The organism is Pseudomonas sp. 3MA1 (assembly GCF_029237275.1).
Lineage (GTDB): Bacteria > Pseudomonadota > Gammaproteobacteria > Pseudomonadales > Pseudomonadaceae > Aquipseudomonas > Aquipseudomonas fluorescens_AP.
The window spans coordinates 39186-52404 of record NZ_JAACFX010000019.1; the positions used below are offsets into that span (position 1 = coordinate 39186).

Sequence of the window (13219 nt, forward strand, 5' to 3'; positions counted from 1 at the left end):
CGGCGAACAGGAGCGCGGGTTGAGCGCGTGGCTGGCCGCTGTGCGGTTCGCGAGCAAGCGCGCGGCTAAGGGTCCTGGGGTCGGTAGCCCTGGGCCAGCAACCAACTGCGGATCAGCCGATCCAGCTCCGGGCTGAACTGCGCCAGGGCCTGGGCCGTGCCCTGGCTGCGCAAACGCCGCAGCAGCGGCGCCAGCTCCACACCCTGCACATGCCAGATCCCCAGGGGCTGGTCCGGGGTGATCACCACCTCGGCTTCATCCACCAGGCCATCGCGCAACACCGGGGCGCGCTCGATGCGCAGGGCTGCGAAGTCCGGGGCCACGTGCGCCGGCTGCGGGTCCGGCCAGCCTCGGCGGGCCTGCCAGAACGGCTGCTCGGGCCAGCGCTGCTCAGCGGCGTAGAAGTCCCGGCCAGTGCGCGCAAAACGCAGGAACAGCTGCTCCACCCGCTGGCCGTGGAAGCGCTGCGCCAGCGCGGCACGCTGTGGCCGCTGCAACAGGGTGTTGATCACCGCCGGAGCCTGCAGGGCCGAGGACAGGGACTGGAAGATGCCATTGCCGGACAAAGGGTCCACTGCCATCGCTGCATCGCCGACCCGCAGCCAGTTGGCACCACACACCTGGGGGCTGAGGATCGCCGTGCTGCTGCGGGCATGCAGCTGCAATTGCTGTTCTTCGCCATCGGCAAACAACGCCTGGGCCAGGGCCGAGGCCCGGCGACGCTGGCGACAGTACGCCAGCAACTGCGCCTTGCCCGGCAGCCCGGCGCTGGCCACATCCAGGGTCAGTTGCCAGTAGCACTGGCCATCTTCGCGCCGGGCCATCCAGGCCCAGCCGTCCTCCAGGCTGTACACCGCGCTGGCGGCGCGGCCAGCGGGGCCCTGCCAGCGGTTGAGCAGGCTGACGGTTTCCGGCCCGCGCCGGCCCTTGTCGGCGCCCTGGCGCAGGGCCTTGTCCAGCGCAGGCGCCTGACGCCCACGGGCCTCCACCAGGAACTCGCCAAGCACCTCGCCCTGCCCTTGCACCTGGACCCGGTGCCCGGCCGCGCTGGACTGCACCCCCAGCACCCGGCCCTCGATCAGCTGTACCCCGGCCTCGCGCAGGGCCTCGCGCAGGCCACGGTCGAAGGCCGGGCGGTCCAGCAGGTATTCGACGTTCTGCGCATGTTCCTCGCCGTTCCACGCCACCTGTCGCTGGGAAGGGTGCAGGGCCTGGGCCAGCGCCTGCTCCAGGCCGGCGCCGCGCAGCGCCTCCAGCACCCGCAGCGACACCCCTTCCAGGGCCGCAAAGCGCCGCCAGTCACTGACCAGGGTCACCGGGTAGCCGAGGCGGCGCAGCCCCAGGGCCACCGCGGCCCCCGCCGGCCCTGCCCCCAGGATCAGGATGGTGTGCATGGCATCGTCCGCCGTTCCGGGCCCTGATACTGGGCGTTGTCCCGCAGCCACTGCTGGACCTGGGCCTTGCTGGCGCCCGGGTGGGCGCCGAGGTAGGCGGCGATATGCCCGCTCAGGGCCGCGCAGCCCAGGCTGGCGCCGGATTGCCCCGGGCTGCTGCCCCGCACGCAGGCGGCAAAATCCGCCTGGGCGGTGTCCAGCCATGACCACTGTTGCGCGCTGCAGCGCGCATCACCGGTGACGCGCCACACCCCGGGGTAACTGGCCGGAAACACCGGCTCGCCCTGGGCCGGGCTGGACGCACAGAGCAGCACCCCACGGGCTTCGGCTGCGGCACAGGCCTGGCGCAAGAGGTCACGATCCTGGCGCAGGCCCAGGCTCAGGTTGATCAGCCGCACCTGCTGCTCCAGCAGCCAGTACAAGGCCGCACTGACTTGCGCGGCGCTGGTGACCCCACGCCGGTCGAATACCTGGGCCACATAGAGCCGGGCCGCTGGCGCGCGCTGGCTGATGGCCTGGAGGACCGCACTGCCGTGGCCGAGGGTGTCCTCCTGCAACGGGCCCTCGCCCAGCCCTTCGGCTTGCAGGAAGAACCGGCGCCCGGCCGCGACCTGCTGATGCGCGGCATGGCCGCTGTCGATCACGCCAATGCGCAGTTCAGGCTTCATGGGCCACCTCCAGCACGTGCAGCACGCCCTCGCGCAATTCGAACCGCAGCTCGGCATCGGCCAGGGTCGAAGGCCGGTGGCTGATGAGGATGCGCGTGCGCCCGGCGAACAGCCGGTCGATGGCGTCGATCACCTCGCGCTCGGTGGCTTCGTCCACCGCCGAGGTGGCTTCGTCCAGCACCAGGATCATCGGGTCCTGCAGCAGGGCCCGGGCGATGGCGATGCGTTGTTTCTGCCCGCCGGACAATTGCTGGCCGCGCTCGCCCAGGGGGCTGTCCAGGCCTTCGGGCAGGGACTCGATCAGGCTCTGCAGTTGCGCCAGCCGCGCCACTTCGGCCACCGCCTCGCGGCTGGCGTCGGGCACGCTGTAGGCCAGGTTGTCCGCCAGGCTGCCGCGAAACAGCACGATGTCCTGGCTGACCACCGCCACCCGCCGCCGCAGTTGCGTCAGGTCCAGCTGGCGCAGGTCGATGCCGCCCAGCAGCACCTGCCCGGATTGCGGGTCGTGGTGGCGCTGCAACAGGTCGATCAAGGTACTCTTGCCCGCCCCCGAACTGCCGCTGAGCGCCACTTTGCGGCCGTAGGGAATCCGCGCTTCGATGCCCTGCAAGGTCATCCCGCGCCCCGGGTGACTGAAGTGCACGGCATGCAAATGCAGTTCGCCCTGCTCCGGCACCGGCAGCGGCGCCTCGGGGTTGCTGATGCCCGGCTCCTCGCCGCGCAGCTCCATGACCCGGCCCAGGCTCACGGTCATGCGCTGGATCGCCACGTACAGCCCGAGCAGGCTCTGCACCGGGCCCACCGCCATGCCCAGGTAGGTGGAAAAGGCGATCAGCGCCCCCAGTTGCCAGGTGCCCTGCACCACCCAGTAACCGCCGATCAGGAAGGCGCAGGCCCGGGACAGTGAGGTCAGGGTGCCGGGCACCGCCTGGGTGAAGAACTCGGTGACTTGCAGCTTGAGCAACTGGTTCATGTAGCCCTGGCCGAGGCCGTGCAGGCGTCGGGCTTCGCGCTGCTGCTGGCCGGCGCTCTGGATGAATTTCATCACCGGCAGGGTTTCCACCAGGAACGAGGACATGTCCGCCGAACGCTCGCGCAACTGGCGCACATCACGCTCGACCTTGCGCCGCATCCAGCGCAGCCAGAGCACGTCCAGGGGAATCAGCAGCAGGGCCAGGAGCGAGAGTTGCCAGGACAGGGTCAGCAGCATGGCCAATGCCACCACCAGGCCGATCACGCTGGACACCGCGGAGAACAATGAGTCCACGGCAAAGCGCTGGATCTCCGCGACATCGCCGTCCAGGCGCGACATCAGGTCGCCGATCCGCCTTTGCCCGTAGAAGCCCGGCGACAGGCGCTGCAAGTGCCGGTAGAGGTCGTCGCGCAGGGCGAACAGGATGCGCCCGGACAAGCGCGTATGCAGGTAGCGGTTGACCCCGGAGAGCACGGTGCCCAGCAGCCCGGCGCCGATCATCAGGCCGGCGATCAGCACCAGCCGGGGAAAGTCCCGGGCCAGCAGGCCGTCGTCGATCAGCAGCTTGGTCAGCCAGGGTTGCACCAGCACCAGCAGGGAGGCGCACACCGACAGCCCCAGCAGCCCGCCGATGGCCAGCCGGTGCGGCCGGACAAAACCGTAGAGCCAGCCCAGGGCCGCGCTCAGTGCCTGGGGATCGCGGCTGTCCACTAGCCGGGTGATCAGGCGGCGCATCAGGAACGCAACTGTTTGAGCTTGCGGTACAGGGTCGCGCGGCTGATGCCCAGGGCGTCCGCCGCCGCCGAGACATTGCCCTGGTGGTTGTCCAGGGCGCTGCGGATCAGCTCCAGCTCGTTCTCGCGGATGCTCCCGGTCGGCGGCCGGGCATGGGCGTTGAGATCGTCGAGCATGCTGTCGGGCAAGTGTTCCAGGCCAATCTGCTGTTCGCCGTCTTCGCGCAGGGCCAGGGCGGTGCGCAGGACCATCTCCAACTGGCGGATATTGCCCGGCCAGTGGTAGTCCGCCAGCAACCGGCGCAGGTCCTCGGCAATGCTCACTTCGGCGCCGCCAAGCCTGGCCAGCAGGCTGTCCACCAGCGGCTGCAGGTCTTCGCGTTCGCGCAGGGCCGGCAGCAGCACGCTGATGCCGTTGACCCGGTAGAACAGGTCTTCGCGAAAGGCCTTGTCCTGCACTTGCTGCTTGAGGTCGCGGTGGGTGGCGCAGATCAGCGCGATGTCGATGTCCTGTTCTTCGCCAGCGCCCAAGGGCGCCACCTTGCGGTCCTGCAGTACCCGCAGCAGACGGGCTTGCAGGGCCAGGGGCATGTCGCCGATCTCATCGAGGAACAGGGTGCCGCCGTGGGCCTGTTGCAGGCGCCCGATCATGCCGCCGCGCCGTGAACCGGTGAAGGCGCCCTCGCGGTAGCCGAACAGTTCCGACTCGATCAGGCCCTCGGGGATGGCCGCGCAGTTGACCGCGACAAAGGGTTTTTCGGCACGGCTGCCGGCGCGGTGCAGGGCCCGGGCCAGGACCTCCTTGCCGGTGCCGGTTTCGCCCAGCAGCAACACTGGCAAGCCATTGGCCAGGCCCTGGCGGGCCATGCGCAAGGTGCGGGCGTAGCGGCTGTTGCCGCCGGCCAGGGCTTCCAGGTCCTGGGGCAGAGGCGCGGCCTTGGCGGCGCTGCGCGGCGCGCGGTGCAGGTTCAGTGACGGTTGCGGCGCCCGCAGGGCCTTGTAGAACAGCTCGCCCTTGGCGGTCTGCAAGCTACCGACCGCCCCTTGTTGCAGGCGCGCCAGCAACTGCAAGCCATCGACCCCGAGGAACTCTTCGCAGCGCCGGCCCACCAGGGCCGCGCGCGGGGTGTTGAGCAACTGGCAGGCCTGAGCGCTGACCGCGAGAATCTGCCCGCCCAGGCTCAGGGCCAGCAGCCCCTGCCACGGCGATTCGAGGTATTGCCGGCGGCTGTGGAAGGCCAGGACGATCTGCTCCGGATAGGAGGCATGGAACACCCGCGCCTCGATCTGGCTGACCGCCATGGACAACAGCGCGGTGCTGTCCTGGGCCCGGCCCAGAGGGCCTTCGCGGGTCAGGTCGAGTACCCCGATCATCTCGCCCTGGGGGCACTGGATCGGCACCGAGGTGCAGGAGAAATGGCTGAGGCGATCCAGGTAATGCTCACCGCAATCGATCAGGGTCGGTCGGGCTTCCACCAGGGCCGTGCCCAGAGCGTTGGTACCACGGGTGGCTTCGCTCCAGCAGGCGCCGAGGGTGATGTCCTGCACGCCGCTGTTTTTGAGCCGGTCGGCGCGGCCTTCGATGGCCAGGATGGTGGCGTCGGCATTGGCCAGGATGATCAGGCCGTCCTTGCCGTGGTGCTGGTTCAGGTAGTCGATGGCCGGGAGCGCCGCGTCCAGCAACAGACGATTGCTGGCCAGCAGCACTTCGAGGCTGGCGCTGGATTCCAGGGTCAGTTGATGCTGGCTGCCAAAGTGCACGCCATGGCTCAGGCTGCGCCGCCATGAAGCATCGATTTCCGCACGCAGGACCCCGTCGGGGATCTCGCCTTCCAGGTGCAGCCGTTCCCGGGCCAGCCGGGCTTCGTGTTGCTGCTCACCCTTTATTGTTTTTATAAGAGTCATCAAGCGCTCCGAATCGGTCCGCCCGCTGTACCCGCTCCAGTCCCTTGGATTGCGCGAGGCACGCAAGCCGTGGTCAATGTCTACACCGGGTTCAGTGGGCAGTAAAGGGGCTTTGCCCGGATCATCGGGCAGCCCTGCATTGCTTACCCTGTCATTCGAGATCAAGCAAAACCTACGCCAGTGGAACGGGCGCCCGAGCATCTTGACGTTAACGTAAAGCAAATGGCAAGTACCCCACGCCTCCTTCCAACCCCTGCTGCAGGAGCTGGCTTGCCGGCGAAGAGAGCTTGAGAGCAGCGCAAGACTTGAGGACCCTTTCGCCGGCAAGCCGGCTCCTACGGTGGGGGAGAAATGCAGGTTGACCGTAGGAGCTGGCTTGCCAGCGAAAAGGGCATTGAGCGGAACACCGCGCGGCTGGTCCTAAAGGGCCCAGGCGGCGCTGTCGGCAAAGAAGGCGCGGGCGTTGTCTTCCAGGCTGTCCAGGTGGTAACCCCCTTCCTGGACAATCAGGCACGGCAGGCCGAGGCTGCGGATGCGCTGGCCAAGGATGGCGAAGCCGTCTCGGGTCACCGCGACCTTGCTCTGCGGGTCTAGTTCGTAGATATCGAACCCCAACGACAGCACCAGCACCTGGGCATGAAAATCCTTCACCGCGGCCAGGGCCTGTTCCAGGCGGGCGAGGAAATCCGCCTCGCTGGCGCCATGGGCCATGGGCAGGTTGAGGTTGTAGCCCTCCCCCGCGCCGCTGCCACGTTCCTCGGTGAAACCGGCGACCCCCGGGTAGAAGTTGGTCGGGTCGCCATGCACCGAGACATACAGCACATCGGCGCGTTCGTAGAAGATTTCCTGGATGCCCTGGCCGTGGTGCATGTCGGTATCCAGCACCGCCACCCGGGCGTAGCGCTCGCGCAGCACCTGGGCGGCAATCGCCGCATTGTTCAGGTAACAGAAACCACCCGCGGCCTCGGCCCGGGCGTGGTGGCCCGGCGGGCGGCACAAGGCATAGGCCGCCGGTTCGCCATCGAGCAGGGCACGGGCCCCGGCGATGGCGCTCTGCGCCGACCAGTAGGCCGAGCGCCAGGTCTGCTCGCCCACCGGGCAGCTGCCGTCCGCCAGGTAACGGGCGGCCTGGGCCAGGATCCCGCGCAGGGCATTGGGCTCACGCACGAAGATGTTGGACATGACTTCATCGCCCCAGTCCTCGGGGATGTCCTTCCAGCACCGATAGGCTTCTTCAAGGAACTTCAGGTACGCCGCGCCGTGCACCGCCTGCAAGGGTTGCAGGCCGGCGTCCTGCGGCTGGCATACCGCAAAGCCCAGGGCATGGGCGGCCTGGACCAGGCGCCGGGCCCGCTCGGGAACTTCCTGGGGCGTGCGCATCTGGCCCCGGGAGTAGTAGCTGCGGGGATGGTGCAGCAATTGTTCAGGGTGGAAAAAACTGCGCATGGCGTCTCCTCAGGCAACCCGGCCGGCGCGAGCCAGCACGGCGTTAAGCAATACATCGGCGCCCCGGCGCACGTCCTCGGGCAACACGTCTTCGGCTTCGTTGTGGCTCAGGCCACCGACACAGGGAATGAACACCATGGCCGTCGGGCAGTAGGGCGCCAGCAGGATGGCGTCGTGACCGGCGCCGCTGACGATGGACTGCTGAGGGTAGCCCAGGCCATCCACCGCCTGCTGCACCGCCGCCACACACTCGGCATCGAACGGCGTGGCGGGGCTGACCCAGTGCTGGCTGATGCTGACCTTGAGCCCGCGCTGATCGGCGACGGCCTGCAGGCGCTCCTCGACCTGCCGTTGCATGGCGGCGATCTGCTGGTCCTGGTGATGGCGCAGGTCGACGGTGAAATTCAGCAACCCGGGAATGGTGTTGCGCGAGGACTTGGCGATGCTCAGCTCGCCCACGGTGGTCAGGCCCTGGGGGGCGAAATCCGCCGCCACCTGCTCCACCGCGAGGATCATCTGCGCCGCGCCATACAGCGCGTCCCTGCGCAATGCCATGGGCGTGGTGCCGGCGTGGGCCGCCTGGCCTTCGACCTGCACGTCGAGCCAGCGGATCGCCTGGCCGCCACTGACCACGCCGATGCTCTTGGCGTTATTTTCAAGGATCGGCCCCTGTTCGATGTGCGCCTCGAAGTAGGCATCCACCGCTCCTCCCAGGGGCCGGCTACCGGCGTAACCGCTGCGCTGCAAGGCCTGGGCGACGCTGATGCCCTCGGCGTCGCGCACCGCCAGGGCGGCGTCCAGGCACATGACTCCGGTGAACACTGCCGAGCCAAACATCGCCGGGGTGAAGCGCGCGCCCTCCTCGTTGGTCCAGACCGCCACTTCCAGGGGCTTGCGGGTCTGGATGCCCAGGTCATTGAGGCGGCGCACCACTTCCAGGCCGGCCAGCACTCCGTACACGCCATCGAAGCGCCCGCCTTCGGGCTGGGTGTCGAGGTGGCTGCCCATCATCACCGGGGCCGCATCGGGGTCGCAGCCGGGACGTCGGGCAAACAGGTTGCCGATCGGATCGACACTCAGGCTCAGACCGGCCTCGCCGCACCAGTGGGCAAACAGTTCGCGACCGGCCCGGTCTTCATCGCTCAGGGCCAGGCGGCAGCTGCCGCCACGGGCCGTGGCGCCGATTTCGGCCATGGCCATCAGGCTCGCCCAGAGGCGCTCGCCATTGCTTTTCAACATCATCAGGTTCTCCAGAAAATCAGGCGTTGGCGGCCATTTCCAGGCGCCGGGCAGTGGCATGCCGGCGCGCCAGGGCCAGTACGCAGAGCAGCGATATCGCGGCGATCAGGCTGTAGAACAGCGCCATTGGCCACCACTGGCCACTGAAGCGGTGGGCCAGCCAGGTGCCGATCAGCGGCGTCAGACCACCGGCCAGGGCGCCGCAGACCTGATAGGCCAGGGAAATCGCGGTGTAGCGCACCCGGGTCTCGAACATGCCGCTGACGTAACCGGCGATCACCGCATAGAAGGACGCCATGCACACCACCGCCAGGGCGATGCCGAGGATCATCAGCGGCGCCTGGCCGGAACTCACCAGCACGAACATCGGATAGGGCGAGGCCATGGCCAGCAGCGACACCAGGCAGAGAAAGCGTGTGGCGCCGATTTTCTCCGCGGTCCAGGCCGCCAGGGGCTGGATGCAGAACTGGATGATCGCCACCACGAACAGGCATTCGAGGATCAGCGAACGGGGGATCTCCAGCTGCTGGGTGGTGTAGGCAATCATGAAGGTGTTGGTGAAATACACCCCGGCGATCCCCAGGGTGTTGGCGCCAATGCACAGCAGCAACGGCCGCCAGGCGCTGTGCAGCACTTCCATCACCGGCGCCTGCTCCTTGCCCGGCGAGTTGGCTGCCTGCTCGCGGCTGGCGAGGAACTCCGGCGACTCGTTGACCCCCAGGCGAATCGCCAGGCCCACCAACAGCAACAAAGCGCTGGCGAGGAACGGCAGGCGCCAGCCCCAACTCATCAGGGCGTCTTCCGGCAGGCGGGTCACGGCGCTGAAGGCCAACAGCGAGAGGATCAACCCCGCCGGGCTGCCGAGCTGGGCGAAGGAGGCGAAGAAATTGCGCCGGCCCTTGGGCGCATGCTCGCCGGCCATCAGCACCGCCCCGCCCCACTCGCCGCCCACGGCAATGCCCTGGACGATGCGCAGCAGGATCAGCAGCACCGGCGCCAGGGCGCCGATCTGGGCATACGTCGGCAGCAGGCCGATGCACACGGTGACCACGCCCATCATCAGCAGGGTAATCACCAGGGATTTCTTGCGGCCGATGCGGTCGCCGACATGGCCAAAGATGATGCCCCCCAGCGGCCGGGCGAAGAAGCCCACGGCAAAGGTGCCGAAGGCCGCCATGGTGCTGAACAGCTGGTCGTCGGAGGGGAAGAACAAGGCACCGAACACCAGCGCCGCGGCGGTGGCGTAGATGTAGAAGTCGTACCACTCGATCATGGTGCCGATAAAGGCGGCGGCCGCAGCACGGCGTGGCTGGGGCGAAGCGGAAGGCTTCATGGTGGGCTCCCTTGGTTATTGTTCTGGCAGGAGAAAGGGTCTGGCGCAGGGGCTTTTTGCTGGCGCCTGTCTGGGATGGATTTATCCGTTTCGGGCGATGATCAGTCAATTTTCTATTGGTTATCTCAATTATTATCCTGGCTTATTATTCGCCTACAGCCCGATCCAGAGCCCCCGCCATGTCCGACCGCGATGCCCGCCGCCTGCTCAATGACCGCCTCGACTGGAACCTGCTGCGCACCTTTAGGGTGATCGGCCAGGAGCTGAGCATCAGCCGCGCGGCGGCGCGCCTGCACCTGACTCAGCCGGCAGTGAGCCAGGCCCTCAAGCGCCTGGAGGAACAATTGGGCCGGCAGTTGATTGCCCGGCGCGGGCCGCGCTTTGCCCTGACCGAAGTGGGCGAGCAGATCTTTGCCCTGGCTGGCGAGATCTACGGCCAGATGTCCCAGGTCAGTAGCGTGCTGGAGCAACCCGCCGACGAGGTGATCGGCAAGGTGCGGCTGCTGATCATCAGCCGGATCTGCAACGAGCGCTTCGATGACTTCCTGGCGGATTTTCATCGCCAGCACCCGCGGGTCGACCTGGAAGTGGAGGTGATGCGCAGCTCGGACATTGTCAGTGCCCTGCAGGAAAAGACCGCGACCCTGGGCCTGAGCCTCAACCGGCGGCCGCAGCCGCGCCTGGAGCAGCGGCTGTTCCTGCGTCAGCGCTATGCGTTCTTCTGCGGCAAGCACCATCCGCTGTTTGGCCGGCGGGACGTGGCCGAGGGCGACCTGCAAGGGGAGAACTTCGTCAGCTTCACCAGCGACCAGATCGGCGGCATGCTCTCGCCGCTGACGATCTTTCGTGATCAGCAGGGGTTCAGCGGGCGCATCGTCGCCTCCTCCCCCAGCCTGGAAGAAGTGCGCCGCCTGGTGATCGCCGGCTTTGGCATCGGCTGCCTGCCGGAGCATGTGGTGGCAGCCGACACCGAGGCCGGGCTGCTGTGGCGCCTGCCACCCGAAGACGGCATCGCCGATGTCGACATCCACCTGCTGTGGAACCGTGAACAGCGCATGAGCCGGGCCGAGGTGCTGTTTCTCGAACGGTTGCAGGAGTGCCTTGGCTCTTCGATTTGAGCCGACAGAACTTTCGCTTACTCAATGGCCCGGGAGGCGCTCCACGCCCTTGAGCAATGGCTGATCAGCAGGCAACCGCGCAGGCCTTGTGGATGCGCCAGTTGTGAACGACGGGGCGAGGATGGGGCAGACCGATGGACTGTCGCCGCAGAGCCCCCGGCACTTGCTCATCAGCAAGTGCCGGGCAACCTGGGGGTGAGGCGGCTCAGACGTGGGGATCGCCGGGGGCCTTGGCCGGGGCGGCGTATTGCGGCTTGAGGTGGCCGTTCTGGTCCAGTAGCCAGGCGTCCATGATCTGCCGCACCACGGGGCCGGCGACCCGGCCGCCGGCTTCGCCGTTCTCGATCATCACCGAAATCACGATCTGCGGATGCTCGGCCGGGGCGAAGCCGACGAACAGGGCGTTGTCGCGGTTGCGCTCGCGGGTCTTGAGGCGGTCGTAGCGCTCACCCTGCTTGATCGCCACCACTTGGGCGGTGCCGCTCTTGCCGGCAATGCGGTATTGCGCTCCGGCGGCGGCGGCGCGGGCAATGCCTCGCGGGTCGTGCATGACCATTTGCATGCCGTGGTTGACCTGATCCCAGTCATGGGGATTCTTCAGCAGGATATTGGGCATCGGATGCTGGTCCACCGGGGCCACGCCATCGATGGTCTTGGCCAGGTGCGGGCGGTTCCACACGCCCTTGTTGGCAATCAGCGCGGTGGCCTGGGCCAGTTGCAGCGGGGTGACCTGCATGTAACCCTGGCCGATGCCGAGGATCACCGTTTCCCCCGGGAACCAGGGCTGGCGGCGGGTGGCGCGCTTCCAGGCCTGGGACGGCATCAGGCCGGGGGATTCTTCGAACATGTCCAGGGAGACTTTCTCGCCCAGGCCGAACATCGCCATGTAGTCGTGCAGGCGGTCGATGCCGAGCTTGTGCGCCAGGTCGTAGAAGTAGGTGTCGTTGGAGCGCATGATCGCGGCGTCCATGTCCACCCAACCGTCGCCGCTGTGGTTCCAGTTGCGGTACTTGTGGTCGAAGTCCGGCAGTTGGTAGTAGCCCGGGTCGAAGACGCGGGTCGAGGCGGTGACCACACCGGTATCAAGGCCGGCGATCGCCACTTCCGGCTTGATGGTGGAGCCGGGGGCATAGAGGCCGCGCAGCACCCGGTTGAACAGCGGGCGATCGATGGAATCGTGCAGCGCCGCGTATTCCTTGAAGCTGATGCCGGTGACGAACAGGTTGGGGTCGAAGCTGGGCTTGCTGACCATGGCCAGCACTTCACCGGTGGCCGGGTCCAGGGCGACCACGGAACCGCGACGATCCCCCAGGGCTTCTTCGGCGGCCTCCTGGAGCTTGATGTCCAGGCTCAGGACGATGTTCTTGCCGGGGATCGGGTCGGTGTGCTTGAGCACGCGCATCACCCGGCCCTGGGCGTTGGTTTCGACTTCTTCGTAGCCCACATGGCCGTGCAGTTCGGACTCGTAGAACTTCTCGATACCGGTCTTGCCGATGGATTGAGTACCACGGTACTCCACTGAATCCAGGGTCTTGGCTTCCTTTTCGTTGATCCGTCCGACGTAGCCGATGGAATGGGCGAAGTGTGCGCCCAGGGGGTAATGGCGGACGAATTGGGCTTCCACATCCAGGCCCGGCAGGCGGTATTCGTTGACCGCCAGTACGGCGATCTGCTCTTCGGTGAGCTCGTAGAACAGGGTCACCGGAACGAAGGGGTGACGGGCCTGCTTCATCTCCTTGTCGAACAGGGTGCGATCTTCTGGCGGCAGGTGCAGCAGGTCGACCACGGTGTCCAGCTCGCCCTTGAGGTCGGTGGTGCGTTCGCGGGTGATGGTCAGGTTGAAGCTGGGGCGGTTGTCGGCCAGGACCACGCCATTGCGGTCATAGATCAGCCCGCGGGTCGGGGTGATCGGCAGCACGTGGACGCGGTTGTTTTCCGAGATGGTGGAGTGATAGTCGAACTCCACCACCTGGAGGAAATACAGGCGCCCGACCAGGGCGCAGGTGATGGCCACCACCAGCACAGCGCAGGCCAGCAGGCGCTTGTTGACCAGGCGGTTTTCTTTTTCGTGGTCCTTGATCGGAATCGCTTCGGGCATTGCTACAGCTTCTCGTTGAATAGAGGTCGACGCTGATCCGTGCGGATGAACTCAAGTCCCTAAAAAAGAGCTGCACCATACCAAAAACTGCCCATCGATTTTGAGGGGATTGCCATCGTCACTGATCAGTGGTGCCGGTCCTTCAAACACCTGCGTATGCGTCAGTGACGGCAGAGCTGGCCCCCAGCCGCAGTCTCGTGCCCGTCGCCTGAACCAGCGGCACAGCTTTTCTGCGACGCAAAAACAAAACCCCAACTGCTTTCGCAGTTGGGGTTTCGGAATTTAATCTTGACGATGACCTACTCTCACAT

At 66.9% G+C, this 13219-nt stretch carries 9 protein-coding genes; 1 reads left to right on the forward strand and 8 read right to left on the reverse strand.

Translation table 11 applies throughout. The features are described from left to right. Nucleotides 1–65: 65 nt before the first annotated feature. The 7 genes from GWQ44_RS30170 to GWQ44_RS30200 form a co-directional block, all read right to left on the reverse strand. Nucleotides 66–1394, reverse strand: a complete 1329-nt coding sequence (locus tag GWQ44_RS30170; RefSeq protein ID WP_275929032.1) for a tryptophan 7-halogenase — start codon at nt 1392–1394, stop codon at nt 66–68. Continuing rightward, a complete protein-coding gene (locus GWQ44_RS30175; protein WP_275929033.1) occupies nt 1379–2062 on the reverse strand; it encodes a S8 family serine peptidase in 684 nt (227 codons plus the stop codon). Before GWQ44_RS30175 ends, GWQ44_RS30170 begins: the two co-directional genes overlap by 16 nt. Further along, nucleotides 2052–3770, reverse strand: a complete 1719-nt coding sequence (locus GWQ44_RS30180) for an ABC transporter ATP-binding protein (RefSeq protein ID WP_103739389.1) — start codon at nt 3768–3770, stop codon at nt 2052–2054. Before GWQ44_RS30180 ends, GWQ44_RS30175 begins: the two co-directional genes overlap by 11 nt. After that, nucleotides 3770–5674, reverse strand: a complete 1905-nt coding sequence (locus GWQ44_RS30185) for a sigma-54-dependent Fis family transcriptional regulator (protein WP_103739390.1) — start codon at nt 5672–5674, stop codon at nt 3770–3772. Before GWQ44_RS30185 ends, GWQ44_RS30180 begins: the two co-directional genes overlap by 1 nt. A 420-nt stretch (nt 5675–6094) precedes the next feature. After that, entirely contained in the window at nt 6095–7120 is a 1026-nt protein-coding gene (locus GWQ44_RS30190) for a histone deacetylase family protein (protein ID WP_103739391.1), read from the reverse strand. 9 nt (nt 7121–7129) lie between these two features. Further along, entirely contained in the window at nt 7130–8359 is a 1230-nt protein-coding gene (locus GWQ44_RS30195; RefSeq protein WP_275929036.1) for a Zn-dependent hydrolase, read from the reverse strand. Between the two features lie 19 nt (nt 8360–8378). Next, complete coding sequence (locus tag GWQ44_RS30200) at nt 8379–9692, reverse strand: MFS transporter (protein WP_275929034.1); 1314 nt, start codon at nt 9690–9692, stop codon at nt 8379–8381. Between the two features lie 179 nt (nt 9693–9871). Between GWQ44_RS30200 and GWQ44_RS30205 the strand changes: the two genes are divergently transcribed. Further along, on the forward strand, nt 9872–10810 hold the full coding sequence (locus GWQ44_RS30205; RefSeq protein WP_275929035.1) for a LysR family transcriptional regulator: 939 nt from the start codon (nt 9872–9874) through the stop codon (nt 10808–10810). Between the two features lie 205 nt (nt 10811–11015). Here the strand turns inward: GWQ44_RS30205 and mrdA are convergent, their stop codons facing one another. Next, nucleotides 11016–12908, reverse strand: a complete 1893-nt coding sequence (gene mrdA, locus GWQ44_RS30210; protein ID WP_179600501.1) for a penicillin-binding protein 2 — start codon at nt 12906–12908, stop codon at nt 11016–11018. Nucleotides 12909–13219 lie beyond the last annotated feature (311 nt).

What these genes read in the sequence shown, in the direction of transcription:
- GWQ44_RS30170 (WP_275929032.1), bottom strand. Translation starts at nt 1,394, where the DNA reads ATGCACACCATCCTGATCCTGGGGGCAGGGCCGGCGGGGGCCGCGGTG.
- GWQ44_RS30175 (WP_275929033.1), bottom strand. Translation starts at nt 2,062, where the DNA reads ATGAAGCCTGAACTGCGCATTGGCGTGATCGACAGCGGCCATGCCGCG.
- GWQ44_RS30180 (WP_103739389.1), bottom strand. Translation starts at nt 3,770, where the DNA reads ATGCGCCGCCTGATCACCCGGCTAGTGGACAGCCGCGATCCCCAGGCA.
- GWQ44_RS30185 (WP_103739390.1), bottom strand. Translation starts at nt 5,674, where the DNA reads ATGACTCTTATAAAAACAATAAAGGGTGAGCAGCAACACGAAGCCCGG.
- GWQ44_RS30190 (WP_103739391.1), bottom strand. Translation starts at nt 7,120, where the DNA reads ATGCGCAGTTTTTTCCACCCTGAACAATTGCTGCACCATCCCCGCAGC.
- GWQ44_RS30195 (WP_275929036.1), bottom strand. Translation starts at nt 8,359, where the DNA reads ATGTTGAAAAGCAATGGCGAGCGCCTCTGGGCGAGCCTGATGGCCATG.
- GWQ44_RS30200 (WP_275929034.1), bottom strand. Translation starts at nt 9,692, where the DNA reads ATGAAGCCTTCCGCTTCGCCCCAGCCACGCCGTGCTGCGGCCGCCGCC.
- GWQ44_RS30205 (WP_275929035.1), top strand. Translation starts at nt 9,872, where the DNA reads ATGTCCGACCGCGATGCCCGCCGCCTGCTCAATGACCGCCTCGACTGG.
- mrdA (WP_179600501.1), bottom strand. Translation starts at nt 12,908, where the DNA reads ATGCCCGAAGCGATTCCGATCAAGGACCACGAAAAAGAAAACCGCCTG.